This window comes from Streptococcus sp. HMSC064D12 (assembly GCF_001837205.1).
Taxonomy (GTDB): Bacteria; Bacillota; Bacilli; order Lactobacillales; family Streptococcaceae; genus Streptococcus; species Streptococcus salivarius_D.
Map to the genome: position 1 here is coordinate 1 of NZ_KV831755.1, position 26,992 is coordinate 26,992.

26 protein-coding genes and 1 tRNA gene are annotated in these 26,992 nt (G+C 41.3%); 24 read left to right on the forward strand and 3 right to left on the reverse strand.

What is annotated here, in order from left to right; translation table 11 throughout:
* Positions 1 to 131: 131 nt before the first annotated feature.
* From HMPREF2697_RS07555 to HMPREF2697_RS07600, 10 genes are all read left to right on the forward strand, one after another.
* Positions 132 to 204 (forward strand) — tRNA-Thr (locus HMPREF2697_RS07555).
* 123 nt (positions 205 to 327) lie between these two features.
* Positions 328 to 957: a dTMP kinase gene (gene tmk, locus HMPREF2697_RS07560; protein WP_070850205.1), complete on the forward strand. Its 630-nt coding sequence runs from the start codon at positions 328 to 330 to the stop codon at positions 955 to 957.
* A gap of 8 nt (positions 958 to 965) precedes the next feature.
* Positions 966 to 1,841, forward strand: a complete 876-nt coding sequence (locus HMPREF2697_RS07565; protein ID WP_070850207.1) for a DNA polymerase III subunit delta' — start codon at positions 966 to 968, stop codon at positions 1,839 to 1,841.
* On the forward strand, positions 1,838 to 2,644 hold the full coding sequence (gene ricT / locus HMPREF2697_RS07570) for a regulatory iron-sulfur-containing complex subunit RicT (protein ID WP_045769038.1): 807 nt from the start codon (positions 1,838 to 1,840) through the stop codon (positions 2,642 to 2,644). The genes HMPREF2697_RS07565 and ricT overlap by 4 nt, the downstream gene beginning before the upstream one ends.
* On the forward strand, positions 2,631 to 2,951 hold the full coding sequence (gene yabA, locus HMPREF2697_RS07575; RefSeq protein ID WP_002887582.1) for a DNA replication initiation control protein YabA: 321 nt from the start codon (positions 2,631 to 2,633) through the stop codon (positions 2,949 to 2,951). The genes ricT and yabA overlap by 14 nt, the downstream gene beginning before the upstream one ends.
* A gap of 2 nt (positions 2,952 to 2,953) precedes the next feature.
* Positions 2,954 to 3,820 carry a 16S rRNA (cytidine(1402)-2'-O)-methyltransferase gene (gene rsmI / locus HMPREF2697_RS07580; protein WP_070850209.1) on the forward strand — a complete coding sequence of 289 codons (867 nt, stop codon included), beginning with the start codon at positions 2,954 to 2,956 and terminating at the stop codon, positions 3,818 to 3,820.
* Positions 3,821 to 3,956: 136 nt separating this feature from the next.
* Positions 3,957 to 5,192 (forward strand): ammonium transporter, encoded by a 1,236-nt coding sequence (locus tag HMPREF2697_RS07585; RefSeq protein ID WP_013991001.1) that lies wholly within the window; start codon positions 3,957 to 3,959, stop codon positions 5,190 to 5,192.
* 10 nt (positions 5,193 to 5,202) lie between these two features.
* Complete coding sequence (locus HMPREF2697_RS07590) at positions 5,203 to 5,544, forward strand: P-II family nitrogen regulator (protein WP_002886165.1); 342 nt, start codon at positions 5,203 to 5,205, stop codon at positions 5,542 to 5,544.
* Positions 5,545 to 5,634: 90 nt separating this feature from the next.
* On the forward strand, positions 5,635 to 6,291 hold the full coding sequence (locus tag HMPREF2697_RS07595; protein WP_070850211.1) for a glucosaminidase domain-containing protein: 657 nt from the start codon (positions 5,635 to 5,637) through the stop codon (positions 6,289 to 6,291).
* Between the two features lie 17 nt (positions 6,292 to 6,308).
* Positions 6,309 to 7,130, forward strand: coding sequence for a Cof-type HAD-IIB family hydrolase (locus HMPREF2697_RS07600; RefSeq protein WP_070850213.1), 822 nt, complete (start codon positions 6,309 to 6,311; stop codon positions 7,128 to 7,130).
* Positions 7,131 to 7,147: 17 nt separating this feature from the next.
* Here the strand turns inward: HMPREF2697_RS07600 and HMPREF2697_RS07605 are convergent, their stop codons facing one another.
* On the reverse strand, positions 7,148 to 7,657 hold the full coding sequence (locus HMPREF2697_RS07605; protein WP_070850269.1) for a YgjV family protein: 510 nt from the start codon (positions 7,655 to 7,657) through the stop codon (positions 7,148 to 7,150).
* A 224-nt stretch (positions 7,658 to 7,881) separates the two neighbouring features.
* Here HMPREF2697_RS07605 and HMPREF2697_RS07610 point away from each other — a divergent pair, with 224 nt between their 5' ends.
* From HMPREF2697_RS07610 to HMPREF2697_RS07650, 9 genes are all read left to right on the forward strand, one after another.
* On the forward strand, positions 7,882 to 8,931 hold the full coding sequence (locus tag HMPREF2697_RS07610; RefSeq protein WP_070850214.1) for an SH3 domain-containing protein: 1,050 nt from the start codon (positions 7,882 to 7,884) through the stop codon (positions 8,929 to 8,931).
* A gap of 137 nt (positions 8,932 to 9,068) precedes the next feature.
* Complete coding sequence (locus tag HMPREF2697_RS07615) at positions 9,069 to 10,700, forward strand: Na/Pi cotransporter family protein (protein ID WP_070850216.1); 1,632 nt, start codon at positions 9,069 to 9,071, stop codon at positions 10,698 to 10,700.
* Positions 10,701 to 10,784: 84 nt separating this feature from the next.
* Entirely contained in the window at positions 10,785 to 11,933 is a 1,149-nt protein-coding gene (nagA, locus tag HMPREF2697_RS07620; RefSeq protein ID WP_070850271.1) for an N-acetylglucosamine-6-phosphate deacetylase, read from the forward strand.
* A gap of 105 nt (positions 11,934 to 12,038) precedes the next feature.
* Entirely contained in the window at positions 12,039 to 13,283 is a 1,245-nt protein-coding gene (locus HMPREF2697_RS07625) for a YkvI family membrane protein (RefSeq protein WP_070850218.1), read from the forward strand.
* 272 nt (positions 13,284 to 13,555) lie between these two features.
* Positions 13,556 to 13,927, forward strand: coding sequence for a GFA family protein (locus HMPREF2697_RS07630; RefSeq protein ID WP_002890241.1), 372 nt, complete (start codon positions 13,556 to 13,558; stop codon positions 13,925 to 13,927).
* Positions 13,928 to 13,962: 35 nt separating this feature from the next.
* A complete protein-coding gene (gene glyQ, locus HMPREF2697_RS07635; protein ID WP_002886077.1) occupies positions 13,963 to 14,880 on the forward strand; it encodes a glycine--tRNA ligase subunit alpha in 918 nt (305 codons plus the stop codon).
* 208 nt (positions 14,881 to 15,088) lie between these two features.
* Positions 15,089 to 17,128, forward strand: coding sequence for a glycine--tRNA ligase subunit beta (gene glyS, locus HMPREF2697_RS07640; RefSeq protein ID WP_070850221.1), 2,040 nt, complete (start codon positions 15,089 to 15,091; stop codon positions 17,126 to 17,128).
* Positions 17,129 to 17,140: 12 nt separating this feature from the next.
* Positions 17,141 to 17,398: a DUF896 family protein gene (locus HMPREF2697_RS07645; RefSeq protein WP_045769030.1), complete on the forward strand. Its 258-nt coding sequence runs from the start codon at positions 17,141 to 17,143 to the stop codon at positions 17,396 to 17,398.
* A gap of 168 nt (positions 17,399 to 17,566) precedes the next feature.
* On the forward strand, positions 17,567 to 18,958 hold the full coding sequence (locus HMPREF2697_RS07650) for an amino acid permease (RefSeq protein WP_045771935.1): 1,392 nt from the start codon (positions 17,567 to 17,569) through the stop codon (positions 18,956 to 18,958).
* A 71-nt stretch (positions 18,959 to 19,029) separates the two neighbouring features.
* Here the strand turns inward: HMPREF2697_RS07650 and HMPREF2697_RS07655 are convergent, their stop codons facing one another.
* Positions 19,030 to 19,665: a nucleotidyltransferase gene (locus tag HMPREF2697_RS07655; RefSeq protein ID WP_070850224.1), complete on the reverse strand. Its 636-nt coding sequence runs from the start codon at positions 19,663 to 19,665 to the stop codon at positions 19,030 to 19,032.
* Positions 19,666 to 19,947: 282 nt separating this feature from the next.
* Here HMPREF2697_RS07655 and HMPREF2697_RS07660 point away from each other — a divergent pair, with 282 nt between their 5' ends.
* Positions 19,948 to 21,849 carry a beta-glucoside-specific PTS transporter subunit IIABC gene (locus tag HMPREF2697_RS07660; RefSeq protein ID WP_070850226.1) on the forward strand — a complete coding sequence of 634 codons (1,902 nt, stop codon included), beginning with the start codon at positions 19,948 to 19,950 and terminating at the stop codon, positions 21,847 to 21,849.
* 36 nt (positions 21,850 to 21,885) lie between these two features.
* On the opposite strand, the gene HMPREF2697_RS07665 is transcribed toward HMPREF2697_RS07660, so the two are convergent.
* The gene (locus tag HMPREF2697_RS07665) at positions 21,886 to 22,644 is read right to left on the reverse strand and encodes a peptidylprolyl isomerase (protein WP_070438766.1); all 759 of its coding nucleotides are present in this window, start codon (positions 22,642 to 22,644) and stop codon (positions 21,886 to 21,888) included.
* Positions 22,645 to 22,925: 281 nt separating this feature from the next.
* Here HMPREF2697_RS07665 and HMPREF2697_RS07670 point away from each other — a divergent pair, with 281 nt between their 5' ends.
* The 4 genes from HMPREF2697_RS07670 to HMPREF2697_RS07680 all read left to right on the forward strand — a co-directional run bounded on the left by HMPREF2697_RS07670 (position 22,926) and on the right by HMPREF2697_RS07680 (position 26,879).
* Positions 22,926 to 24,257: a hypothetical protein gene (locus HMPREF2697_RS07670; RefSeq protein ID WP_070850228.1), complete on the forward strand. Its 1,332-nt coding sequence runs from the start codon at positions 22,926 to 22,928 to the stop codon at positions 24,255 to 24,257.
* Between the two features lie 55 nt (positions 24,258 to 24,312).
* Positions 24,313 to 24,477, forward strand: a complete 165-nt coding sequence (locus HMPREF2697_RS10535; protein ID WP_004183021.1) for a hypothetical protein — start codon at positions 24,313 to 24,315, stop codon at positions 24,475 to 24,477.
* 451 nt (positions 24,478 to 24,928) lie between these two features.
* Positions 24,929 to 25,396 carry a helix-turn-helix transcriptional regulator gene (locus HMPREF2697_RS07675; RefSeq protein WP_070850230.1) on the forward strand — a complete coding sequence of 156 codons (468 nt, stop codon included), beginning with the start codon at positions 24,929 to 24,931 and terminating at the stop codon, positions 25,394 to 25,396.
* Positions 25,397 to 25,643: 247 nt separating this feature from the next.
* Positions 25,644 to 26,879: a CD20-like domain-containing protein gene (locus tag HMPREF2697_RS07680; protein ID WP_070850232.1), complete on the forward strand. Its 1,236-nt coding sequence runs from the start codon at positions 25,644 to 25,646 to the stop codon at positions 26,877 to 26,879.
* Positions 26,880 to 26,992 lie beyond the last annotated feature (113 nt).

The following is a 26,992-nucleotide window of genomic DNA, read 5'->3' on the forward strand; positions in this document are numbered from 1 at the left end:
GTCTGCATTCAAAAAGCTCTATAATCTCTACAGTAGTTTTACCCACTACAGAAATTGTAGAGCCGTTCTTTTTGTGTAAATGTTATACAGAACTTGACTTTTTAGGGCATAGTGCTAGAATGACTGTGTCAGCCGATTTAGCTCAGTTGGTAGAGCAACGCACTCGTAACGCGTAGGTCACAGGTTCGAAACCTGCAATCGGCATGGTCAGAAGTATTCAGATAGAAACAGGGGTTTTTAGAAACCTCTGTTTTCTTTTGTCCTTGATTGTTCTTTTAAGCTAAAATTTGATAAAATAGAAGATGAAAAAAATCAAAAGGAAGTATCATGTCAAAAGGGTTATTAATCTCAATCGAAGGGCCAGATGGTGCTGGAAAGACAACAGTTTTGGAGGCACTTTTACCTCGTCTTAGAGAAGCTTATCCAGCTCAAGTCGTGACTACACGTGAACCAGGCGGAGTAGCTATTGCAGAGCAAATCCGTGAGGTTATTTTGGATGTAAATAATACGGCTATGGATGCTAAGACAGAGCTCTTACTCTATATTGCGGCTCGCCGTCAACATCTGGTTGAGAAGGTCTTGCCAGAGCTTGAAGAAGGCAATATGGTCATCATGGATCGTTTTATTGATTCATCAGTTGCCTATCAAGGGACTGGTCGTGGCTTGGATCAGGAGGAGATTGCCTGGTTAAATGCCTATGCGACTGATGGGTATAAACCTGATGTGACCCTATTGTTTGATGTGGATTCTGAAACCGGTTTGGCCCGCATTGCAGCTAGCGGCGAACGTGAAGTCAATCGCTTGGATTTAGAGAAGCTTGACCTACATCAGCGTGTACGTCAAGGGTATTTGGATTTGGCACAGGCTGAACCAGAACGTATCAAGCTAATCGATGCCTCACAGGATTTTGAGGATGTTGTAGAGCAAGCTTGGAATGTAATTAAAGGCTATTTATAAGGAGCAAGATGAAGTTAGCTGAAAGTCAAAGCAAACTATTTGAAGAGTTTTCACAAATTATCAGAGAAAATCGTTTGAGTCATGCTTATTTGTTTTCGGGTGATTTTGGAAGTCTCGACATGGCTATTTGGCTAGCACAGAGTCGTTTTTGTGTGACTCCTGAGAATGGTCTGCCTTGTGGTCACTGTCGTCCTTGTCGTTTGATTGCACAGGGGGACTTTTCTGATGTTAAATTAGTAGAGCCACAAGGACAGATTATTAAGACGGACACGATTCGTCAGTTGACTAGAGAGTTTAGTCAATCGAGTTTTGAGGGGCAGGCTCAGGTTTTTATCATCTGGGATGCAGATAAGATGCACGTCAATGCTGCTAATAGTCTATTAAAGTTTATTGAAGAGCCTCAAAGTCAGATTTATATTTTTCTTTTGACAGCTGATGATAGTCGTATGTTACCGACGATTAAAAGTCGAGCTCAACTCTTTTATTTTCCAAAGAATCGGGCTTATCTGGAAGAGTTGTTACAGAAGGAAGGCTTGTTGCTGACACAAGCCAAAGTGTTGGCTGACTTTGCTAAAGATGATGTTCAGGCTTTAGACTTAGCTAAAGATAATAAGATTCTTGATCTGATTAATACAGTAGAGCGTTTCACACAGTCCCTGCTATCTGATCAGGACCTGCTGTATTTGGACGTTGCAAAACTGGCTGTCCAGTGTAGTGAAAAGTCGGAACAAGAGATGGTCTGGGCTTTTTTAACTTATCAATTGGGGAAGGATATACAAAATCCACAAGCAAGGCGATGGCTAGACTTAGTTTATGAGGCACGAAAAATGTGGCTAGCTAATGTCAGCTTTCAAAATGCGATGGAGTATATGGTATTATCATGACAGAAGTCATTGGAATAAAATTTGAAGAAACTGGAGCAGTAGAATACGTTGTTCCTGATAAAAATTACGCCAAAGATGACTTTGTAGTCGTTTTGGAGAAAAAAGATAAGCGCCTAGCCCAGGTTGTCATGGAAAACACAGATTTTCCTGAGGTTAGTTTGCCTGCGGATTTGAATCGGGTTGAAGGATTGGCAGGAGAGAAAGATTTTGCTAGATATGATGAAAATCTTTTGAAGGCTGAAAAGAGTATGGGAGTAGTGGCTGAATTAATTGCTCAAAATCAGCTAGATATGAAGGTGGTTGATATTGTCTTTCCGCTAAATAACTCTTATGTGTTAATCAGTTTTGTAGCTGAAAAACGGGTAGATTTTCGTCAGTTGCTCAAAGATCTGGCTTCTTACTTTAAGACACGCATTGAGTTACGTCAGATTTCAAGTCGTGAGGAATCAAAAATCTATGGTGGCTTAGGACCTTGTGGCCGGGCACTTTGTTGTTCTAGTTTTTTGGGTGAATTCCCACCAGTATCGATTAAGATGGCTAAAAATCAGAGTTTATCTTTGAATTCTGGTAAGATGAATGGGGTCTGTGGTCGACTTATGTGTTGTCTCAGTTATGAAGATGACTTTTACCGAGATAGCAAGGCGAGTTATCCTGACTTGGGTGATGAAATTGAAACCAAGGATGGCATGGGTCAGGTTGTTGCCATTGATGTGATTGCAGGGACCATTAAGGTTGTATTTGAAAAAGGGCGTGCGCCCCTAACTTATGGAGTGGAGGAAGTTCAGCTAAATGGAAAAGCGTGAATTGTATGATAAATTCGAGGAATTATCACAAAATTTGATGTCGATGTTGGCAGAAGTGGAAGCAATTAAGGCGAACTTCTCAGGGATTCTGGATGAAAATACGGCCCTCAAGTTGGAAAATGACAAGTTGCGTGAGCACTTGAGTCAAGTGGTTCAGGAGGAGACAGGGACTAAAATGTCTCATGGTAAGGTGAACCTCGAGGCTATTTACGATGATGGATTCCATATTTGTCCAGATTTTTATGGCCAACGTCGTGATAATAATGAAGCTTGTGGCTTCTGTGCAGAATTGTTGTACGGAGACTAAATATGCAGGTTCAAAAGAGTTTTAAGGGGCAATCTAGCTACGGTACCCTCTATCTGGTTCCCACTCCTATTGGGAATTTGCAGGATATGACTTTTCGCAGTGTGCAAATTCTGAAAGAGGTGGATCTTATTTGTGCGGAGGACACGCGCAATACGGGTCTCTTGCTCAAGCATTTTGAGATTGAAACCAAGCAGTATTCTTTTCATGAGCACAATGCCTATGAGAAAATTCCAGATTTACTGGAGCGCTTGAAGTCAGGTCTTTCTTTGGCTCAGGTTTCTGATGCGGGTATGCCTTCCATTTCGGATCCTGGGCATGATTTGGTCAAAGCCGCCATTGCTGAGGATATTCCTGTGGTGGCCTTACCGGGAGCATCAGCTGGTATTACAGCCTTGATTGCTAGTGGTTTAGCACCCCAACCTCATATTTTTTATGGCTTCCTGCCTCGTAAAAAGGGACAGCAGATTGATTTCTTCAAGGAAAAAGTATCTTATCCTGAGACACAGATTTTTTACGAGTCACCTTACCGTGTGGCGGATACCCTTGAAAATATGCATGAGGTCTATGACAATCGTCAAGTAACGCTAGTTCGAGAATTAACCAAGCTTTATGAAGAGTACCAGCGAGGGTCGATTTCAGAAATTTTAGATTATATTGCTAGTAATCCTCTCAAGGGAGAATGTTTACTGATTGTGGCTGGAGCTTCTGAAAATGATAGGGAAGAAAATCTAACATCAGATGTTACGCCAGTAGAGGCTGTTGAAGCTTTAATTGCTTCTGGCATGAAACCTAATCAGGCTATAAAAACCATTGCTAAAGAGCGAAAAATTAACAGACAAGAGCTTTATAACCTTTTCCATGGGGTTTAAGAGGCTCTTTTTTTGTGGCGACACAAGATGTCAGAAAAGAAAGAATTATCAAAAAATTCTATAAATACGCTTGTTTATCTCATGTTTTTGTGTTATATTATCTGACATAAAATAATTTGTGAATTGGAGTGGTTTCATGGATACAGGTAGCAGTGCCTTTATATTGATTTGTTCAGCCATGGTTTGTTTGATGACACCGGCCTTGGCCTTCTTCTATGGTGGGCTCGGACGTCGTAAGAATGTTATCAATACCATGATGATGTCTGTTCTTCCCTTAGCTATAGCTTCTCTCTTGTGGATTGTTGCTGGTTACTCGCTTTCTTTTGGCGGTCATGGGAATATCTTCGGTAATTTCAGTCACCTTTTTTTAAATGGCGTGTCTGAAACTGCCTCAAGTCGTGGTCTAACCATTCCTGATATGCTGTTTGCTGCTTTTCAGATGATGTTTTCGATTATCTGTGTGGCGATTTTGACGGGTTCAGTGGTAGGAAGGATGCGCTTTACACCTTTAGCCATCTTTGTTGTCTTTTGGTTACTTCTTGTCTACTATCCATTTGCACATATGGTTTGGGACGAAGGGCTCCTTGCTAAATGGGGGACAATTGACTTCGCAGGTGGTGATGTGGTTCATATTACCTCTGGGGTATCAGCCTTGGTTTTGGCAATCGTTGTTGGTAAACGCCGTGATTTTGGCATTTTAGAACACCGTCCTCATAATGTTCCTTTTGTTCTATTGGGAGCGGGTCTCTTATGGTTTGGTTGGTTTGGATTTAATGCAGGATCAGCCTTGGCTGCTAATGGCTTGGCAGTGCACGCGCTAGTAACCACCCATGTTTCAGCTGCTGCAGCCATGTTTTCATGGTTGGCAATTGAAAAACATGTCACAGGACATCCATCCTTGGTTGGTGGTTCAACCGGTTTGGTGGCAGGACTGGTTGCAATCACACCTGGAGCAGGTTTTGTTTCAATTTGGAGTGCTATTCTAATTGGTCTTATGGTTAGTCCGATTTGTTTCTATGCTATTTCAGTCTTGAAGAAACGTTTTGCCTATGATGATGCTTTGGATGCTTTTGGTTGCCACGGCGTTGGAGGAATCTTTGGTGGTTTGGCTACCGCGATTTTTACGACACCGGATTTAGCCCTAGATAAGGCCAATATTGGCTTGATTTATGGAAAGGCCCATCTCTTTATTGTGACCATTTTAGCTATTATCTTTACAGCTATTTGGTCTGCTCTTGTGACCTATGGTATTATTAAAGTAATTGCTCATTATATGCCTTTGCGTGTTAGTGACCGTGATGAAGCTATTGGTCTTGATGACTGTGAACACAAAGAGACAGCCTATCCAACCTTTATGGGCTTAGATTCGTAGGAGAATACAGATGAAAAAAGTAGAAGCGATTATTCGTTCGGATAAATTGGAAGATTTGAAAAATGCCTTGACTGGTAGTGGCTTGGCTAAGGGGATGACTGTAAGTCAAGTTCTAGGTTATGGTAATCAACGTGGCTTTGCAGAGTTTGTTCGTGGACAGCGCATTGTTCCTACCTTATTAGCTAAGGTTAAGGTTGAAATTGTAGTTAAGGATATGGCGGTTGACGAAGTTGTTGATGCCATTCGGAGCGCCGTGGCGACAGGAGAAGTTGGTGATGGGAAGATTTTTATTGTTCCTATTGATGATGTTATCCGTATTCGTACAGGCGAACGTGGTGGAGACGCCATTTAATATAATGAAGGCTTAAACCGGTTGGTTTGGGTCTTTTTTAGTGAATTTTGATATACTTAGAGGAGTTAGTATGATTGAGGGGGTGACCGATTGGCAAAAGGAAAAAAGAAAGGTAAGTCTAAAGCTAGACCTAAGAAAACTAAAAAGAAACAGAAGTCTTTCTTGCTCTTTCCTAAATTTTTCCAAAAGTGGAGTCTGATTTTTATTGGCCTATTTGCCTTATTGGGACTCCTGGCTAGTTTAAATTTTCCAAAGTTGACTATGGAAAAGAACATGACATCTACAGATGAGAGGACAGTTGCTTTTATTGCCGAGATTGGCGAGACGTCCCGTTATTTGGCGGCTAGAAACGATCTTTATGCATCTGTTATGATTGCTCAGGCCATCTTGGAATCTGACTCTGGACAATCCAGTTTGAGTCAGAAGCCGTCCTATAATTTCTTTGGGATTAAGGGGGACTACAATGGTCAAAGTGTGACCCTACCGACCTGGGAGGATGATGGTAAGGGTAATCCTTACTATATTGATGCGGCTTTTCGTTCTTATGGCTCTGTGGAAAATTCTTTACAGGACTATGTGGATTTCCTTGAGGGAAGCTACTATGTAGGGGTGCACCGTTCCAATACTAAGAATTATAAGGATGCGACGGCTGCCCTAACAGGGGTCTACGCAACAGATACAACCTATGGAGACAAATTAAACAGCATCATTGAACAATACCAGTTAACCATTTATGACACTTATTAGGCTAGAAGGAGAGTAAAATGAATCAGAACCAAGTGAAACTCATTGCAATAGATATGGACGGAACACTCTTGGATAGCCAAAAAGAGATTCCTGCAGAGAATATTAAGGCTATTCAAGAAGCAGCTGCGGCAGGTATTAAAATTGTCCTTTGTACAGGACGCCCACGTTCAGGCATTCTTCCGCATTTTGAGAAATTAGGACTGAGTGAAGAAGAGTACATTATCATGAATAATGGCTGTTCAACTTATGAGACAAAAAATTGGAAGTTGCTTCAATATGAAAGTTTATCTCGCTCCGAGATGGAAGAACTCTTGCAAGCTTGCGAAGACTTTCCAGAGGTGGCTCTAACCTTGACTGGTGAAAAGACTTACTATGTTGTGGGCGATGAGGTGCCTGAGCTAGTAGCTTATGATGCTAGCACTGTTTTCACAGAAGCGAAGGCTAGAAGTTTGGAAGAAATCTTTGCGGAAGGGCAAGTGATTTTCCAAGCCATGTATATGGCTGATTCTGAACCTTTGGACGCCTTCCAAAATGCAGTGCAAGATAGACTTAGTCAAAGCTATAGCACAGTTCGTAGCCAAGAATATATCTTTGAAATCATGCCACAGGGGGCAACTAAGGCCAGCGGACTTAAGCATTTAGCGGAAAAACTTGGAATTGCTCCAGATCAAATCATGGCTCTGGGTGATGCTGCTAATGACCTTGAAATGCTTCAATTCGTCGGTCAAAGTGTTGCCATGGGTAATGCTAGTGACGACATTAAAGACTTGTGTAAGTATGTGACCTTGACTAATGACGAGGCAGGCGTAGCCCACGCTATTCGTACTTGGGCTTTATAAGAAAAAGACCTTTAGCATCATTGTTTGCTAAAGGTTTTTCGATTTCGGATGATGGCAATGAGAGTGGTTAGTGTGATGGTAATATCAGTGATGGCAGCGGGGTAGGCCTTAATGGTCAAATCGTAAATGAGCCAGAGTAACATATTTTCAATAATGACCCAGCGAAGCCACTGAAGGTTTGGTGTGGTAGCAATCGCTAGGCTATAGGAGACTGAAGAGATGATTGGCAGATAGCCAATAAGTCCAAGTTGATTGAGATAGGTTCCTACAATGATTTGAATAATGATAAGGGTGGTCAAGATAGTCTTGGTCATCGTCTTTTTGACCATCAAGCTATTACGTATGATGGAAATACTAATGGTTAAAGCACCGGTATAGCCACCCAATAAGAGGTTGGCAATAGCAGTAAAAATGTAGTCGGTAATTTGCCAGACGAGCATTTTATGTTTTGATTTTGCAAAAGAGGAAATAGCGACACAGAGAGCTCCGATGGCTGAGAATACTTGTGCTAGAAGATAGATTGTCATGATATAACTTTCAATTTTTGTCTCCATTATATCACAAGGATTCAAGAGATTTTCATCTCTTTTTTAGAATTTACAACCCTAATATGTTAGCGTTTACATTAGAAAATGGTATAATAAAAGTGTAGAAAAGATTGTTCCCTTAAAAGTAGAGATAACCCGATGTTGCCTTGTGACATAGGTCCTTTCTTTACTTTTTACGATAGACTAGAAATGAGGAAATAATTATGAAAAACAAATTTTCCCAAGCAATCGTGCTTTCCATGGTTACCCTTTCCTCAATGGTTTTGCTGACGGCCTGTTCCAGCCATAAGGAATCGAGTTCAGCAGATAAGACGCCTAAGAGCAGCCAGGTGACCTCATCAAGTAAGGCTAAAACATCCAGTAAAGATAGCGGTAAGACTAGCAAGTCTAGTGCTAAGGCCAAGGAATCTTCGGGTGCAAAGACGGAGTCTTCAAGCACGCAAAGTAGTCAAAAGGCTTCTGCCCCAAGTTCGAGTAGTAGTCAGGCTCAGTCATCATCTTCAAAGAGTTCATCAGTTCCCTCAAGTAGCCAGTCCCAAGCACCTAAATCATCAAACGAGAGCCAATCTTCAGCCAGTCAATCTCAAGCGCCAAAGAGCTCAAGTGATAGTCAAGCTCAAGCTAAAACGGATACGAAAGTAACCACCGTGGATATGGATGTGAGTGCTGTAGCGCGTGGTCAGTTTGATAGTATTGCTGGTACTTGGAAGTCCAGTGATGGCAGTCGTCTGGTCTTCAATAATACTAGTCTAGTAGGAGATATCACTGCCCAAGGTCAAGCGACAGTTCACAATTATGTGCACCCGAAAGATAATTATCAAGAAGGCTCAGGTAAGTATGATGCCACCCTCTCAAGAGATAGAGGGGACACTTCTGGTATTGTTGGCGATATTAGTTTTGTCTCTAAAAAGGCAGCTATTTCTGGTCCTAGCTATGAACAAGATACCATTCAAGTAACCAGTACTGGTGGAACAAAAGTCTACCTTAAAGAATCAGATAATGTGACGCTACCTAAAGACGTGACGGTAACTGACAATCAACTTCCAATTGATGGTGGTATTGCAGAATCTGGCAGCTACACGCTTACCAAACGTACAGCTGTTAAAAATACTCCTAGTGATACAGCTCCAGTTGAATTTTACTTAGAAGCAGGCGATAAGATTAACTTTGATATGAAGGTTACTCAAGACGGTCATAGTTGGATTTCTTACATCAGCTATAGTGGTGTTCGCCGTTATGTTCAAGTGGATTAAATGAGACATCTAGAAAGGTCAGATTTTCTTCTGATCTTTCTATTATTTTGTGGAAAAAGTCTTGTCTATTCCCTAATAAATAGATACAATAGAAAGGTCGGTTTTACCGAAAATTTTTAAATAATGAGGACAAAAATGTGTCAGTAAATTGGCAAGATATTGCGTTTTCTTTCCTCGGTGGTTTGGGGCTTTTCCTCTTTAGTATTAAGTACATGGGAGATGGTCTTCAACAAGCAGCCGGAGATAAGTTGCGCTTTTACATCGATAAGTATACCAGCAACCCGTTTTTAGGGGTTTTGATTGGTATTGTCATGACGGCCTTGATTCAGTCGAGTTCAGGGGTTACCGTTATTGTCGTCGGTCTGGTTTCGGCAGGGCTTTTGAGTCTTCGTCAGGCTATTGGGATTGTCATGGGGGCAAACATCGGAACAACCGTTACTTCCTTCATGATTGGTTTCAAGCTAGGAGATTATGCCCTTCCAGTGATTTTCCTGGGGGCTGCGCTTCTCTTCTTCACAAGCAATAAGAAGCTCAATAACCTAGGTCGTATCTTGTTTGGTGTTGGGGGGATTTTCTTTGCCCTTAACCTTATGGGAGATGCGGTAGAACCTTTGAAGTCAGTTACAGCCTTTAAGGACTACTTGGCAACCTTGGGTGATCGCCCAGTCATGGGGGTTATCATTGGTGCTGGTTTGACTATGTTGATTCAGTCATCAGCAGCGACCATCGGTATTCTTCAGAGTCTCTACTCAGGTGGTTTGCTTGACCTGCAAGGTGCCCTTCCAATCCTCTTTGGGGATAATATTGGGACAACAATTACAGCGGTTCTAGCTGCTCTTGGTTCGAACATTGCGGCTAAACGTGTGGCAGGGGCTCACGTCCTGTTCAATGTTATTGGGACGGTCTTGTGTTTGATTCTCTTAGTACCATTCACAGCCTTGATTCAATGGTTTAAGTCTGTGCTTGGTTTGACACCTGAGATGACTATCGCCTTTGCTCACGGTACTTTTAACATTGCAAATACTATCGTTCAATTCCCATTCATTGGAGTTCTAGCTTACCTTGTGACTAAGATTATTCCTGGTGAGGACGAAATTAACAAGTACGAAGCGCTTTACTTGGACCGTTTGCTTATCACACAAGCACCAGCTATCGCCCTTGGTAATGCTAAGAAAGAATTGGTGCACTTGGCATCATACGCCATCCAGTCTTTGGAAGCTTCCTATGCTTTCTTTGCTAAGGGAGATGAGAAATACTTCGATAAGGTTGAGAAGTATGAAACAGCAGTTAATAGTATTGACGAAGAGTTGACAACTTACTTGATTGACATCTCTAACGAATCTCTAAGCGTTTCCGAGAATGAAGTGTTGGCAAGTGTGCTTGACTCTGTTCGTGACTTGGAGCGTATTGGTGACCTTGCAGTTGCAAGTGCAAACCTTTCACAACACATTCATAATAAGGGAATTGAATTCTCTGATACTGCCAAGGCTGAGCTTGCGGATGTTTACAACCGTACTCACCGTATCGCCCTTGATAGTATTCGTGTTGTTGTAGATGACGATAAGGTACTTGCAGGTCAAGTCATACTTCGTCATGAAGAGTTGGAAAAACTTGAAAAACAATTGCGTAAAATACATACCAAACGTCTTAACAATGGTGAATGTACTGCGCAAGCAGGTATCAACTATGTTGATTACCTCTCACATTACACACGTATCGCAGATCATGCGATTAACCTTGTTGAAAAGGTTACAGAAGGTGTGATTTAATAGAGAAAGTCGAGAAAATTTCTCGGCTTTTTTGATATAATGAAAGCGTATTAAGAATATAGAAAAATGATGAGAGGTGGTCCTATGACCTATTATATTTCAGCCAAACGTTTTTACTTTGAAAATAAAATCAAGGAAGGTGGCTACCTAGCAGTTGTGGATGGTCGTTTCGGTGACTGGACAGAAAAGGCACCAGAAGGTGCAGAAGTACTGGATTACAGTAATTATCAGATTGCTCCGGGTCTTGTAGATACTCATATTCATGGATTTGCGGATTATGATGTCATGGATAATTCTGAGGAAAGTCTTCTAGGCATGAGTCAGGCCTTGCTTTCAGCAGGTGTGACCTCTTTCTTACCGACAGCCCTAACAGCGCCATTTGAAGAGTTGAAGGCTATTTGCCAAACAACAGCTAGTACGGTTGGTAAGGAGACAGGTGCTAAAATTCAAGGGCTCTTCTTTGAAGGACCTTATTTCACTGAAACCTACAAGGGAGCTCAAAATCCTAAATACATGGGCAATCCAAGTGTGGAACAACTGAAGGAATGGCAGGAGGCAGCTCAAGGAAAACTGATTAAATTGGCTCTTGCTCCTGAACGTGAGGGAGTAGCTGAATTTATCCAAGAAGCAACCAAGCAAGGCGTAACGATTGCTCTAGGTCATTCCAATGCCACATATGAAGAAGCCATGGCAGCAGTGGAAGCTGGGGCGTCCGTTTGGGTTCACGTCTATAACGGAATGCGTGGCTTTACACACCGTGAGCCTGGTATGGTTGGTGCAGCCTTCAATAGTCCAGAAACGATTGGTGAGCTGATTGCAGATGGGCATCATGTGGTCCCTGCAGCTTGTAAGGTTCTTATCAAGCAAAAGACACCTCAAGGAGTTGCCCTTATTACGGACTGTATGTCAGCGGGAGGACGTCCTGATGGCGACTATATGCTGGGTGAACTTCCTGTCATCGTCGAAAATGGTACCGCCCGTCTCAAAGAAGGTGGTAACCTAGCTGGATCTATCCTACAACTTAAAGACGGTGTTAAACATGTGGTTGATTGGGGACTTGTGACGGTTGCTCAAGCTCTGCAGATGGCAACTAGTGTTCCAGCTAAATCGGTTGGGCTTGAAAATATTTGCGGAAGCCTAAAAGCAGGTCTACCAGCTGATTTTATCGTCTTAGATGACTCCTTGGACTTACAAGCAACCTATATTGATGGACGAAAAGGTTGGGAAAAATAAGAGTATGAGTAGCACTTTCTTATGAAGGTGCTGTTTTTTATGGATTTTTACAAAGGTGTCAGAGTAGTGTAAAATAGAAATACTTTGTATTTTACAGGAGGTAATATGTCAAAACGTATTTGGAGCATTGCCCTGGCCTATGTCGGTGTAATGATTGGTGCGGGGGTATCTTCAGGACAGGACCTCTTACAGTATTTTGTTAGTTTTGGAGCTTGGGGACTGATAGGTGTCATAGTTCTAGGAATCTTGCATGTTGGCTTTGGGCGACTCATGATTGCTCTGGGAAGTTATTACCGCTCAGATGATCATTCGGTAGTCCTGGCAGAAATCAGTCATCCTGTGATTTACCGTATTTTGGATATCGCTTTGATTATCACTTGTTTCCTGTTTGGCTTTGTGATGACAGCGGGGGCAGGGGCTAACCTAAACCAACAGTTCGGCTTTCCGATTTGGGTAGGTGCCTTCCTGTGTACAGTTCTGACTATCTTTGTGAGTTTCCTAGATTTCAAAAAAATCATTGGTGTTATTGGAGTTTTTACCCCTATGATTTTGGTTATGATTGTCATGATATTCGTGACCAATGTTTTAGGGCGTCACTGGGATTTTGCTGAGATGGATAAGGTGTCGCAAACCATCCAATCTCCCTTCCCAAGTATTTGGCTGTCTGTGGTTAATTATTTTGCCGTTTGTGTCATGTCAGCTATCGCGATGGCCTTTGTCATGGGTGGCTCTATTCTCAAAATCAATGAAGCCGAAAAGAGTGGAGCCTGGGGAGGATTTATGGTTGGTGTGATTTTCTTTGTCACAACCTTGATCCTCTTTGCTAACAGTGATAAAATTGCTAGCTCGGATGTTCCTATGTTGGCTATTGCTAAGGAAGTGAATCCTATCTTTGCGACACTTTACGCCTTGGTGATTTTTGGTTTGATTTTTAATACCGTCTTTAGTCTCTACTATGCTCTTGGAAAACGCTTCTCAGCAGGTAGTGATAAACGCTTCAAGTTCTTTGTGGCTGCATTTGCCCTTGCTGGTTTTGCTATTTCCTTCATGGGTTTCCGTCAACTGGTAGCGGTTATGTATCCTATTATCGGTTATCTGGGAATGCTGATGTTGGTAGTGCTAGTTGTTGCTAGCTACCGCAAAAAAGCTAAGATTCGTAAGGAAAAGGAAATTCGAAATCATCTCTTGTCTATCGTTGAGAAAGCTTATGATCCCAATCAAGACTTGACCCATCGGGACAAGAAAAAGGCCGAACAACTTCGAGAAGCCTCAATTCTTGATAATGATATTCTCCATGAAGACTCCCATGCACATGTTCGTCAGGAAATGGGGATTAGTAAGAAGGATTAGAATTTTATTTTACAAGTTTCTCTATTTCTGCTATAATACTGACAAGAAAGAAGGGCTTATAGCGTTTTTCTAGCGAGCTTGGGACAGTGGAAGCCAAGTAGAGCAAAGTAGGCAAATGGCGCTTTCTCTCAGCAAAGAGTTGAGTAAAGTAAAATATAATGAAGTAATAAATTAGGGTGGAACCGCGTTTCTGACGCCCCTAGTCGCAAGGCTTGGGTGTTGAAATTCGGTTCTTTTTGAATTCATCTAATGCCTAAGTAGAAAGGAGTACAATGCTTAAAGGATCTTGTTTATGTAAAGCAGTGACTTACACTCTAGATGAGGAATTATCTGAATTAGTTTTCTGCCACTGTTCATTCTGTCGGAAAGCAACTGCGTCTGCCTATACAGTTAATGCTAAAGTTAGCAGTAAAAATCTAGTATTGCATGGAAAAGAAAAGCTTGTTACGTATAGTTCTTCTCCAGGAAAACAGCGTTATTACTGCCAGAACTGTCATAGTCAAATTTTCACTGTTCAAGAAAATATACCAGAAGTCTGTGCTTTGAAATTAGGTACAATAGATGAATGCGATCAGAATTTACAAACTATTCCCAAACGTCATATTTTTCAGGATCCAGCTTTTTCTTGGTTGCTTGATAAATAAACCTAAAAAGATAATATAAATTAAAGGAGTAAATAATGTCTAAAAAACTAACCTTCCAGGAAATTATCCTTACTTTGCAACAATACTGGAATGACCAGGGTTGTATGCTTATGCAGGCTTATGACAATGAAAAGGGTGCGGGAACTATGAGTCCTTACACTTTCCTTCGTGCCATTGGTCCTGAGCCATGGAATGCGGCTTATGTAGAGCCATCTCGTCGTCCAGCAGATGGTCGTTACGGGGAAAACCCAAACCGCCTTTACCAACACCACCAATTCCAAGTGGTTATGAAACCTTCTCCATCAAACATCCAAGAGCTCTACCTTGAGTCATTGGAAAAATTGGGCATCAATCCTTTGGAACACGATATTCGTTTCGTTGAAGATAACTGGGAAAACCCATCAACTGGTTCAGCTGGTCTTGGTTGGGAAGTTTGGCTTGACGGTATGGAAATCACTCAGTTCACCTACTTCCAACAAGTTGGTGGATTGGCAACTGGTCCGGTAACTTCTGAGGTCACTTACGGTTTGGAACGTTTGGCTTCTTACATCCAAGAAGTAGATTCTGTTTACGATATTGAGTGGGCTCCAGGCGTTAAATACGGGGAAATCTTCCTTCAACCAGAATACGAACACTCAAAATACAGCTTTGAAGTTTCTGACCAAGACATGCTTCTTGAAAACTTCGAAAAATTTGAAAAAGAAGCAGGACGTGCTTTGGAATTGGGTCTTGTTCACCCTGCCTATGACTACGTTTTGAAATGTTCACATACTTTTAACTTGCTAGATGCTCGTGGCGCTGTTTCTGTTACAGAACGTGCCGGTTACATTGCCCGCATCCGTAACTTGGCCCGTGTCGTAGCCAAAACCTTCGTCGCAGAACGTAAGAAACTTGGTTACCCACTTCTTGACGAAGCCACACGCGCCAAACTCCTAGCAGAAGAGGAAGAATAACGAGAGCGTATTAGATGGGATTGGCTGATCGAGCAATCCTAAAGAACCAGTTGCCGCAGTGATAAAGGTATCGTTAGAGAAACTAACGATACCAGGCAAAATTGGAGACCTTAGGCTCCAATTTTAGCAATGAAACGACGAAGTCGGTTGCTTGCGTGCCAATCACATAAGGCAAACTGGAAAAAAAGATATTTTTCGGAGAAAAAACATGACAAAAAACTTATTAGTAGAACTTGGACTTGAAGAGTTGCCAGCCTACGTTGTCACACCAAGTGAAAAACAACTCGGGGAGAAAATGGCAGCCTTCTTGGATGACAACCGTCTCTCATACGAAAGCATTCAAACCTTCTCAACACCACGTCGTTTGGCCGTCCGTGTGATTGGTTTGGCTGATCAACAATCCGATTTGACCGAAGATTTTAAAGGCCCTTCTAAGAAAATCGCTTTGGATGCAGAAGGTAACTTCTCAAAAGCGGCGCAAGGATTTGTCCGTGGGAAAGGCTTGACTGTTGACGATATCGAATTCCGTGAAGTCAAGGGTGAAGAGTACGTTTATGTTACTAAACACGAAGCTGGAAAACCTGCTAAAGAAGTTTTGGTTGGCGTTCCAGAAGTGCTTGCTTCATTGACTTTCCCTGTCAGTATGCACTGGGCTAACAACACATTTGAATACATTCGCCCAGTTCACACCTTGACAGTTCTTTTGGGCGACGAAGCGCTTGACCTTGACTTCTTGGATATCATCAAGTCAGGTCGTGTGAGTCGTGGACATCGTTTCCTTGGACACGAAGTGGAAATCACCAATGCGGATTCCTATGAAGAAGACCTTCGTACCGTTTACGTGATTGCGGATAGCAAAGAACGTGAAAATATGATTCGTGAGCAAATCAAGGCTATCGAAGCAGAACAAGGTGTTCAAGTTCAAATCGAAGAAGGCCTTTTGAATGAAGTCTTGAACTTGGTCGAATACCCAACTGCCTTCATGGGAAGTTTTGACACTAAATATTTGGACGTTCCAGAAGAAGTTTTGGTTACCTCAATGGAAACACATCAACGTTACTTTGTTGTACGTGACCTTGATGGTAAACTTAAACCAAACTTCATCTCAGTCCGTAATGGTAACGCTGAGCACTTGGAAAATGTTATCCGAGGAAATGAAAAAGTATTGGTGGCACGTCTTGAAGATGGTGAATTCTTCTGGCGTGAAGACCAAAAACTTAAGATTGAAGACCTCGTTGCTAAATTGGCTAACGTAACCTTCCATGAAAAAATCGGTTCTCTTTCAGAACACATGGCTCGTGCGGGTGTTATTGCAGCGTCACTAGCTGAGCAAGCTGGTTTGACTGCTGAAGAAACAGCAGCCGTAGCTCGTGCAGCTGAAATCTACAAATTTGACCTCTTGACTGGTATGGTCGGAGAGTTCGATGAATTGCAAGGAATCATGGGTGAAAAATACGCCCTTCTCGCTGGTGAAGATGCTGCGGTAGCGACAGCTATCCGTGAGCACTACCTTCCTGATTCAGCAGACGGAGCTCTTCCAGAGACTAAGGTTGGTGCTATCCTTGCGCTTGCAGATAAATTGGATACCCTACTTTCATTCTTCTCAGTTGGCTTGATTCCATCAGGTTCAAATGACCCTTATGCGCTTCGTCGTGCAACACAAGGGATTGTTCGTATCTTGGATGCTTTTGGTTGGCATATCCCTATGGATGAGTTGATTGACAGCCTTTACGGACTTTCATTTGATAGTCTTTCATATGACAATCAAGCAGAAGTCATCAACTTCATCAAAGCGCGTGTGGACAAGATGATGGGACGCACTTCAAAAGATATCAAAGAAGCCGTTCTTGCTGGTTCAAACTTTGTCGTGGCTGATATGCTTGAAGCAGCTGACGCCCTCTCAGAAGCTGCTAAGGCTGATGGCTATAAGTCAGCTGTTGAGTCACTTTCTCGTGCCTTCAACTTGGCAGAAAAAGCGGATGCTTCAGTGACAGTCGATGCTAGTCTCTTTGAAAACGACCAAGAAAAAGCCCTTGCTAAAGCGATTGAAGAGCTTGAATTGACAGGTTCAGCAAGTGACAAATTGGCACAGCTCTTCGCTCTTAGCCCAGTCATCGATGCCTTCTTTGACAATACTATGGTTATGGCAGAAGATGAGGCTGTTAAAAACAACCGTTTGGCCCTTCTTGCAGGTCTTGTGTCTAAAGCTAATGCTGTTGCAGCCTTCAACCAATTGAACACAAAATAGAGGTGAAAGGGAATGGATCCTAAAAAAATTGCTCGTATCAATGAGCTTGCTAAAAAGAAGAAAACAGAAGGTTTGACTCCAGAAGAAGCAGTGGAACAAGCAAAACTTCGTGAAGAATACATTGAAGGTTATCGTCGTTCGGTTCGACATCATATCGAAGGAATTAAAGTCGTTGACGAAGAGGGTAACGATGTGACACCTGAAAAACTACGTCAAATACAACGTGAAAAAGGTTTGCATGGCCGTAGCCTTGATGATCCTGAATCATAATAACGATGAACAAGGGTTTGGAATTTTTCCAAGCCCTTGTTTTGAAGTATAAAATTCTGAATATTCTGTATAAAATTGACCAATTATTTCAAAAATGGTAAAATATAAGTTATGTTAAAAAATGGCATGATTCAATGAGTCGTGCTCAATAGAATTGGAGTGAAAAAAATGTCGCAAAAGCAACATCATAAAGACGACGACAACCAGACTGAGAATGGGATGGTACGTGGTCTTCAAAACCGTCACGTCCAGCTGATTGCCATCGCTGGTACCATCGGTACAGGTCTCTTCCTAGGGGCAGGGCGTTCTCTCTCCCTAACAGGACCTTCAATTATCTTAGTATATATACTAACTGGTATCTTCATGTATCTTATGATGCGAGCGATCGGTGAGATGCTCTATATGGATCCTGACCAGCACACTTTTATCAACTTTATTACCAAATACCTTGGTAAGGGCTGGGGATTCTTTTCGGGTTGGTCTTACTGGGTATCACTGATATTCCTTGGAATGGCAGAAATTACGGCCGTATCAACTTATGTCCAATATTGGTTCCCAAGTTGGCCTGCCTGGCAGATTCAGATTGTCTTCTTGATTATCCTGAGTTCGGTTAACCTGATTGCGGTTAAGATTTTCGGGGAAGTTGAGTTTTGGTTTGGGATGATCAAGATTGTCACTATTCTAGCTCTTATCGCAACAGGTATCTTCATGGTAGCAACCAACTTTGAAACGCCTGCTGGACATGCTAGCCTTGCCAATATTACACACGGCTTCCAGATGTTCCCTAAAGGTTGGGTAAGCTTTGTTATGACCTTCCAAATGGTCTTCTTTGCTTACCAGGCCATCGAATTTGTAGGGATTACAACTTCTGAGACAGCAAATCCACGTAAGGTTTTACCAAAGGCAATCAAGGAGATTCCGATTCGTATTGTCATCTTCTATGTGGGTGCCCTCATTGCCATCATGGCTATCTTCCCATGGCAAAAACTTCCAGTTAATGAATCACCGTTCGTAACGGTCTTCCAAATGGCTGGTATCAAGTGGGCAGCAGCCTTCATTAACTTTGTTGTCTTGACAGCAGCGGCTTCATCATTGAACTCAACACTTTACTCTACAGGTCGTCACCTCTTCCAAATTGCTAAGGAAACACCAAATAGTAAAGTCATGAAAGCTTTGAAGCTAGATACTTTGTCACGTAATGGTATTCCTTCATGTGCTATCATTGTTTCAGCTATTGTAGTATGTGTTTCAGCCTTCATCAATGTCTTGCCTGGTGTATCTGATGCCTTCGCTTTGATTACTGCATCATCATCAGGGGTCTACATTGCCATCTATATCTTGACCATGCTTGCTCATCTCAAGTACCGCAAATCTCAAGAGTTTATGGCAGATGGATTCCTTATGCCAGCCTACAAGATTCTTAATCCATTGACTATCCTTTTCTTCATCTTCGTCTTTGTTTGTCTCTTCTTGCAAAAGTCAACAGTTGTCGGAGCTATTGGGGCAGCCATCTGGATTGTCGTATTTAGTATCTATAGTAACTGGAAACACAGTAAATAAATCATTTTAGCTCACCTTTATGGTGAGTTTTTTATTGTCAAAAAAAGGACACAAGGTGTCCCAGTTATTAGTTATGCAATACTTTCTTGGTTTCCGTGGTGAAAGAAACCACCTAAGAGGCCCTTGCTACGATGGAAAATAGCAGGCTTATGATCGTTGTGTGAACGACCATTAACATCAAGTTTAGCCCATTCAAGAGCCTGGTAGGCATTTCGCTCTGAAACTGTAGATGTCCCGATATAGCTATAGATACCTGCTTGAGCAAGAATAAACCCTTGCAGTTGGCGAATATGCTCATCATTGAGGGCTTGGGAAAAATGAATCTTAACTGTCTTATAAGTTAAAGCTTGGACAGACTCAACGATAGGTGATTCTGCTAGGAGGTGCAAAAGTTCTTGATGCTTAGTAAAGTACTTATCATAGTCCATTGGAAGAATGATAGTATGGGCAATCCAATCTTCCAAGTTGGCTTTGGCTTTCTTACTGAGACCTTTTGCTGTGATACTGAGATTATCTATATTGAAAGGAAGCTGGTCGATGTGAGCAGTGTTCGAACCATATGCCTTTCTGAAAAGCGGTGTACTTGATAGAATATGTCCAGTAGGAGAAATAATAGCCAAGGCAGTTTCCTTGGTTTGGTAACCAAGCTCGTGGCATTCCATGCTAGCGTATGTGTCTTTAAATTCAATAATTGCTCTTGTTTTCATCGTGTAACTCTCTTTTTGTTAGTTTATAAACTAACAACAGTTTATCATGACTTATAATCTTGGTCAAGATTTTACCTTCAAAAACAAAAAATATTTGAACTCTGATAAGATAGAACCATAGCAAAAGGATTGTTACTGGTCAGCAGGCAAAACCTAGATAAATACGAAAAACTAATGGGAGTAGTGTATGCTCATCTCAATTGGTTCTTGGTATTTATTTAGGTTTTTTTCGTTGAAATAGCCTTAAAAAGACTAGAATCCTAGAAATAGAAAGGAGCCCTTATGGCTAAATATACTGAATTAGCTGAGGACATTCTCAAACACGTTGGTGGCAAGGAAAATGTCAATAGCTTGAAACACTGTGTGACACGTTTGCGCTTTGATTTGAAAGATGAATCTAAAGCAGATGATGACTACCTTAAGAACCGTGACGGAGTTGTTACTGTTGTTAAGGCAGGTGGACAATATCAGGTAGTTATCGGTAACCATGTGCCTGATGTTTATGCGGAGGTTCTCCAAGTTGGAGGTCTTCCAGCAGGTGGAAGTCTTGATCTTGATGAGGGGGATGCACCAAAGGGAAATCTCTTTGACCGCTTTGTATCTTTGGTATCAAGTATTTTCCAACCTTTCCTTGGTCCATTGGCTGCAGCCGGGATTATCAAAGGGGTAGTCGCTATCATGGCAGCATGTGGCCTGTCAGCTGCGACAAGTCCTATGTATGTCATCCTTAATGCGGCGGGGGATGGTTTCTTCCAGTTCTTGCCAATCTTGATTGCCTTGACTTCAGCTCGTCGTTTCAAGGTTAATGAGTTTACAGCTATTGCGATTGCAGGAGCACTTGTTTATCCTGATATTGCTACGCTAGTGACAACTCTTCAAAAGGCAGGTCAAGGTCATGTTCTAGGGGTTATTCCGTTTACGCTTCCTGCAGGGGGTTACCTCTCAACTGTAATGCCTTCTATCTTGGCAATTTGGGTGGCTTCCTACATTCAAAAATTCTTTACCAAGATTACTCCTGATGTCATTAAAGTCTTTGTGGTACCCTTCTTTACATTACTGATTACAGTGCCATTGACTTTCTTGGTTGTAGGTCCGCTTGCTAATAGCTTCTCAGACCTATTGACTAATGTGTTCCAAGCAATTATGGGATTCAGTCCAGTCGTTTACGGTTTTGTCCTTGGTGTTCTCTGGCAAATTCTTGTTATGTTTGGTATGCACTGGGCACTTGTTCCACTTGGTATCCTTGAAGTTACGACTAAAGGTCATTCTACGATTTTGCTTGCCGCTCTTCTTCCATGTTTCACTCAAACAGGGGTTCTAGGAGCTATCATGCTTAAGACAAAAGAAGACAAAGTGCGTACCATCTCTATGCCGGCCTTCATTTCATCAATCTTTGGGGTTACAGAACCTGCTATCTATGGGGTGACCCTTCCAATGAAAGTACCATTCTATATCTCATGTGTAGTTTCAGGGTTCCTTGGAGCTGCGATGATGGGATTCAATATTCCAATGTATTCAGCAGGTGCTATGGGTATCTTCGTCTTCCCAACTTTGATTGGTCCTGATGGTAGTCTTAGCAAAGTCACTCTTGCAATTATTATTGCCATTGTGGGTGCTCTTGTATCCTTCCTTATCCAACTCTTTGCACCAGTACCAACTCTTTACGGTGGTGGAGCAGCTAAGGTTGAGGAAAAAGCTGAAGAAGCTGCACCTGCTCCTAAGGAAATTCAACAAGAAATTATTGCGAGCCCACTTATCGGGAATGTTGTCCCACTTGACCAAGTTCCTGACCAAGTCTTTGCCTCAGGAGCTATGGGTAAAGGAATCGCTATTGACCCTACTGATGGGGTAGTTGTCGCACCAGCTAAGGCAACTGTTAATTTAGTCTTCCCTACTGGTCATGCGATTGGTTTGACAACTGAAAATGGTGCAGAGCTTCTCATTCATATTGGTATGGACACTGTTTCTCTTGCTGGTAAAGGCTTCAAGACCTATGTGGAGGCAGGTGAAGTTGTAGAAGCAGGACAAAAACTTATCGAATTTGACCTAGCAACTATTCGAGAGGCTAAATTACCAGTCATCACGCCAGTCATTGTGACCAATACAGCTGACTTTGATGATGTCTTAACGACTAAAGAAGCTCGTGTTAACACTGGTGACTATCTCCTCACTGCTGTTAAATAAAAAAGAAATCCGAGAATCAACTTCTCGGATTTTTGTTTATTTGAATTTGTAGTCTTTAACGACTTCAACGGAATTAACCGTTACATTCTCTTTTGGTTTGCTGTTGTCATCGACTTCAAGGTTAGCGATGGTATCAACAACATCCATGCCTTTGATGACTTGTCCAAAGACAGTGTATTTGGTATCACCAGCTGGGTAACCACCTTTTTTGTAGGCGTCAACGATAGGTTTTGGATAGCCAGCATTTCCTAGTTGCTTGCTTTGATCGTCCTTGTTTTGAACAATGTAGAATTGGCTGCCGTTTGAATTCTTAGCACCAGTATTGGCCATAGCAAGTGCGCCACGGATGTTGTAGAGGAATGGTGTAGGCTCAACAGCGAAACCTTTCTTCCAGATAGATTCTCCGCCAGTACCGTCACCCTTAGGATCACCACTTTGAATCATGAAGTCCTTGATGACACGATGGAAGGTAAGACCATCATAGTATTTGTCCTTGGCATGTTTCAAGAAGTTTTCAGAAGCCTTTGGAGCAAGTGTAGGGAAGAGTTTGACTGTGATATCACCCTTTGAAGTGTGGAGGATAACTTCAGCTTCGTCCTTACCAACCTTGTCTGACAACTGTGGAAAGGCATCTTTTCCAGATTTTTGGGCTTTTTCTAATTGTTTAGTGAATATCTTATTATCAACATAAGCATCTCCACGAACGGCGCGTGCGATGTTCTCACGAAAGGCAAAACCTAGGCCTGCGATAACAAGTACAATAATTAATGGAATGTACTTTTTAATGTTTTTCATATATAACTCCTTTGGTGCATTATACCTACTATTGTAGCAGAAAAAAACCTTTTGGGAAACGGTTAACAGGGGTCTTTAAATATGGTAGAATGGGATTATCAACAAGAAAATGAACAATGGGACTAGATAGAGGGAAAAGGTTGCCTTAGGCTATGCCTGGCTTTTGAAGGGACGCATGCTACTTGCTCTTATCAGAGATAGGTGTCTAAATCCTAACTATAGAAAACTTCGCTAAGCTGAAGTGACCTCTTGTTTGGATTTCTTGAAAAAAGGAGATTTTTATGTCAACTAAAGCAGAATGGGCTGAACTCTTTGAGTCGGTACACGGGCGTAAGCCTAGCCCCCAAGAATTTTTGGATGCTAAAGCAGCTGACTTTGATACAAGTGCTTTGGCTGCTCAAGCAGCATCTGTAGAAGCACCAGCTAATGAACCTGTCGCTGAAGAAGTCACAGAACAAGATGATATCGCAGATGTGGCTGAAACAGCTGAAGATGCTGTCGCAGAACAAGCAAGTAGTGAATCACCATTTGGTGCAGAATCTTTCTCAGAAGCACCTGTGCAACAACCAACACCACAATTTGATTCAAGCATGTTTGAAAAGGCACCTATCTCTTCAGCTCAAGGATTTGGAACAGTTCCTAATCCAGCAGCAGCTGGCTCAGCAGATAACCCTCTTTTCAATCTTATCTTGCCAATCGTTGCGATTGCACTTTCAGTAATCTTTGCAATTTTGGCGTGGTTTGTAAGTCCTGCTTGGGTCTTCATCATCTTGACAGTCCTCGCAGTTGCAGTAGCAGTTGTTTCGCTTGTTTTTAGCCTTAAATCAAGCAAGAAATTGCTTTCAATCATTGCAACAGGCGTTGCTGGTCTCATGCTCTTTGTGTCTATTGGTGGTTTGATTTTCCAAATCTCTCAAAATGCTAGCAACAACAACACAAGCTCAAGCAAGACATCAAAGGTTGCTGATAAAGACGACGATGACGCTGACAAGAAAGATGACGACAGCGATTCAAAATCAGACTCAAAAGGTGATAGTACTGATGTCAACGACTACATTGACAAAAATGCTAAATTTGATTGGAATGAATCTAAGTTCAAGAAGTTGAAAGCAGGTAAAGACACTGTTAAATCAATCGTTAAAACATACGGCAAGGCGTCAGATGCTGAGGTGTCAGGTGATGAGTTGAAGTTGACATACTCTGGTAAAGACTATGGCGAGAGTGTCTACCTAAACTTTAAGAAACAATATGACGGTACATTTATCTTGTCATATGCTTCAGGTAGATTCCCTCAAGATAAGGTAGAAGTTGATAAATCTTATAAATCTGATTGGACAAAAGAACAGTTTGATGCTCTCAATAAGGGTGATTACACTGATCCATCAAATGGTACGAAACTTGAAGATGTCGTTAAGGATCACCCTAAAGCTTCAAGTGCAGAATACACGATTTCAACATCTCGTCAAGGTGAATTCACAAAAGAAATGACTATTTCTTATAGTGATTATAAGGCTGAAGATGGCAAACTCAAGAGTGTTTACTTGTCATTTGATACCAAAGAAGGTGAAGATACATTCTACCTTACTTATAAATCAGGTCCAGATGAGGATTAATTAAGGGACAGGAGGGGAAACCTTCCTGTTTTTTCTTGATAGAAGGAGAAAGCTATTGAAATTCTTAAATTATACATTCGAGCAAAGCCAGTCTCTTGTCACTAAGGAAACTGTAGACAAGCTCAATCAAAAAGGGAGCTGGAAACGATTTATTGGCTTGTTTATCACTTCAATTGTTATTTATTTCTTCTCTATTGCCATGTCTTTTGTAGTATTGTAAAATTTTACTGCCTTTAGGTTCTAATGTACTACCATTTCGTACTTTTAAGAGGTACTATTCTCCTCGTTGCGTAATGACTTGGAGCGTTGCATCCTAGTTTCTAAGGACGTTGCGCATATTTTACTATTCGTTGCGTGCTTTTAGTCATGGGTCTTGATAAATTTAAAGTAACAAATCTGAGGAGGTATTCTTAATGTTACAATTTATTAAGAAAAACAAAACTAATTTTATATAGGTGCTTACTTTTGGATTAATGGGGTTGATACTGAAACCTTTAGTTAATTTATTGGTCAGTTTATCAAACAGATATCCGTGGGTTACGAGAATGTTATTGTTTCTATTACTCGTTGCTACTTACTTTATTTATAAACATCCTCTCTATATAATAGTAATAGCAATTTTGTTAGCAGAGCCTTTTATCAAAGAATAGAAATAAGCTAGGGGTATTAAAATGGACATTGCTACGTTGATTAAAGAATATAGAATTAAAACAGGTATGACTCAGCAAGAACTTGCAGATAAAGTATTTGTTACTCGTCAGACGATTTCTAAATGGGAATTAGGAAAAAGTGAACCTGATAATGTTTCACTGGATTTATTATTCAAAGAGATGAATATTGAAAAAGAATCTCAAAAAGACATTAAAGCTAATTTAATTAGCAGAAAAAATATTTTACTTACAATCATTGCCGTTTTATTCTCTCCATCGATACTTATTATTAGACTATTAGTACTTAAAATAGGCAAGATAGAAAATAAAAAATTAGTCATTTTGATCAATACCTTTCTCTTTATAATCATTGGAATTTATATGAAGAGTTTAAAGGATAATGTATACTTTGGTTTCTTGGGGGTCATTGCAATTGCTTATAGCCTTTATAGTTTTTATAAGCTTAGTTTGGAGATTAAAAAAGACTAGATACATAACTATACATTTAAATATAAAAAACTACTCTTACTAATATTGAACTGCCCCAAAAAGTGTGATCGAAAAAATCTTACTTTTAGGTGCAGTTTCTTTTCTTCTTTCGTCTATTTTCATGAGATGGCTTGTCGCTTAAGCGCCTAAGGTAGTCTCAAAAAATTCTCTCTTATATCCGACCTTATTTTCATAAGACCAGATTAAAGTATGATAAAATAAAGAAAAAGAGATAAAGGAGTCAGCTATGGCAACTAGAGAAGAATGGGTGCGTCACTTTGAGGACGTCAATGGACGTAAACCAAGTCCTGAGGAGTTTATGGAAGCTAAGAAAGAGGGGTTTGTCATTGCTTCGGAGGAACCAAGTGCCCCAGTGTCTGAGCAGGTTGAGGCTCAGCAGGTGGATAGTTCTGAAGCTACTGAAGAGGTGACAGCTGACTCAGTAGCAGATACGCAACCAGACGAGGCTCAGGTGGCATTAGAGGAGGAAGCTCCTAAGCCAATGCCTGAGTTGAATATGGAGAAAGAGCAAGAAGAAGCACCAAAGGCAAGTCAGATACCTTTGGAAAACCCTTATTACAAACCAAAGGTAACCAAGAACAATGCTTTTGTTAATATTGCTTTGCCGATTATTATCCTAGTTTTGGGGATTCTATTCGTCATTTTGTCTTGGACGCTTCCTTTCGGTTTTGTCTTTACTTTCCTTGCTTTCTTCCTTATCATTCTAGCTATTGTGACTTTGGTTTTGAGTCTGAAGTCAACACGTAAGGCGCTATCTATTATTGCCCTAGTCATGTCAATCATCTTCTTCATGACTTCGCTTGCTGGAGCAGGTTATCAAGCGGTGAAATATGTCATGAACCATGCTGAGCAGTTCCAAAGTGACGGTCACGATAGAGCTTATCTGTACATAGATGAGAATTATAAGTTTGACTGGACCGAGGATCAGTTTAAGGAGTTGAAGGTTGGTACTTTGACATTGGACGAGGTTTTGGATACTCACGGTAAGGCGACTGATGCCGAGTATAGTGATGCTTACGAGGAAGATAAACCAGATTTGCTAGACCTTACCTATAGAAAAGAAAACACAGATGGAAACAACTATGTTCGTTTGACTTTTGAGAAAAAAGACGATGTCTATGTTTTGAAATCTGCCTCAGCAACCTTCGACTATGATAAGGTCAAAGAAGTCGATGACTATCATAGCAACTGGACAAAAGATGACTATGAAAAGTTGTCTGTAGGTACACAAGCTGATTTGCTTAAGGGGACACGACTTTCTGAGGTGGTTGAAAAACACCCAGAGGCTAGCTTCACTTATCATGAAATGACACAAACTGAACAAGGCGATCTCACTCAGTCAGTGAGTCTTAGCTACCGTGATTATAATCCAGAAAGTGGTAAGGTAGATGCTGTTCGTTTGACCTTCGACTATGACAAACGTGAAAACGAGTACTTCTTGACAGACAAATCAGACGAATAAGACTACTTTTTAATGAATTCAAGCTCAGGGGTGCCTGAGCTTTTTAGTATCAACAAAAGAGGATAAAATCTGGTATAATAGCATTGATTGATTTTTCAAGAAAGAAGTGTCAC

Excerpts from the sequence above, each read along its gene's own strand:
- tmk (WP_070850205.1), top strand. The coding sequence starts at position 328 with ATGTCAAAAGGGTTATTAATCTCAATCGAAGGGCCAGATGGTGCTGGA.
- HMPREF2697_RS07565 (WP_070850207.1), top strand. The coding sequence starts at position 966 with ATGAAGTTAGCTGAAAGTCAAAGCAAACTATTTGAAGAGTTTTCACAA.
- ricT (WP_045769038.1), top strand. The coding sequence starts at position 1,838 with ATGACAGAAGTCATTGGAATAAAATTTGAAGAAACTGGAGCAGTAGAA.
- yabA (WP_002887582.1), top strand. The coding sequence starts at position 2,631 with ATGGAAAAGCGTGAATTGTATGATAAATTCGAGGAATTATCACAAAAT.
- rsmI (WP_070850209.1), top strand. The coding sequence starts at position 2,954 with ATGCAGGTTCAAAAGAGTTTTAAGGGGCAATCTAGCTACGGTACCCTC.
- HMPREF2697_RS07585 (WP_013991001.1), top strand. The coding sequence starts at position 3,957 with ATGGATACAGGTAGCAGTGCCTTTATATTGATTTGTTCAGCCATGGTT.
- HMPREF2697_RS07590 (WP_002886165.1), top strand. The coding sequence starts at position 5,203 with ATGAAAAAAGTAGAAGCGATTATTCGTTCGGATAAATTGGAAGATTTG.
- HMPREF2697_RS07600 (WP_070850213.1), top strand. The coding sequence starts at position 6,309 with ATGAATCAGAACCAAGTGAAACTCATTGCAATAGATATGGACGGAACA.
- HMPREF2697_RS07605 (WP_070850269.1), bottom strand. The coding sequence starts at position 7,657 with ATGACAATCTATCTTCTAGCACAAGTATTCTCAGCCATCGGAGCTCTC.
- HMPREF2697_RS07610 (WP_070850214.1), top strand. The coding sequence starts at position 7,882 with ATGAAAAACAAATTTTCCCAAGCAATCGTGCTTTCCATGGTTACCCTT.
- nagA (WP_070850271.1), top strand. The coding sequence starts at position 10,785 with ATGACCTATTATATTTCAGCCAAACGTTTTTACTTTGAAAATAAAATC.
- HMPREF2697_RS07625 (WP_070850218.1), top strand. The coding sequence starts at position 12,039 with ATGTCAAAACGTATTTGGAGCATTGCCCTGGCCTATGTCGGTGTAATG.
- HMPREF2697_RS07630 (WP_002890241.1), top strand. The coding sequence starts at position 13,556 with ATGCTTAAAGGATCTTGTTTATGTAAAGCAGTGACTTACACTCTAGAT.
- glyQ (WP_002886077.1), top strand. The coding sequence starts at position 13,963 with ATGTCTAAAAAACTAACCTTCCAGGAAATTATCCTTACTTTGCAACAA.
- glyS (WP_070850221.1), top strand. The coding sequence starts at position 15,089 with ATGACAAAAAACTTATTAGTAGAACTTGGACTTGAAGAGTTGCCAGCC.
- HMPREF2697_RS07645 (WP_045769030.1), top strand. The coding sequence starts at position 17,141 with ATGGATCCTAAAAAAATTGCTCGTATCAATGAGCTTGCTAAAAAGAAG.
- HMPREF2697_RS07650 (WP_045771935.1), top strand. The coding sequence starts at position 17,567 with ATGTCGCAAAAGCAACATCATAAAGACGACGACAACCAGACTGAGAAT.
- HMPREF2697_RS07655 (WP_070850224.1), bottom strand. The coding sequence starts at position 19,665 with ATGAAAACAAGAGCAATTATTGAATTTAAAGACACATACGCTAGCATG.
- HMPREF2697_RS07660 (WP_070850226.1), top strand. The coding sequence starts at position 19,948 with ATGGCTAAATATACTGAATTAGCTGAGGACATTCTCAAACACGTTGGT.
- HMPREF2697_RS07665 (WP_070438766.1), bottom strand. The coding sequence starts at position 22,644 with ATGAAAAACATTAAAAAGTACATTCCATTAATTATTGTACTTGTTATC.
- HMPREF2697_RS07670 (WP_070850228.1), top strand. The coding sequence starts at position 22,926 with ATGTCAACTAAAGCAGAATGGGCTGAACTCTTTGAGTCGGTACACGGG.
- HMPREF2697_RS07675 (WP_070850230.1), top strand. The coding sequence starts at position 24,929 with ATGGACATTGCTACGTTGATTAAAGAATATAGAATTAAAACAGGTATG.
- HMPREF2697_RS07680 (WP_070850232.1), top strand. The coding sequence starts at position 25,644 with ATGGCAACTAGAGAAGAATGGGTGCGTCACTTTGAGGACGTCAATGGA.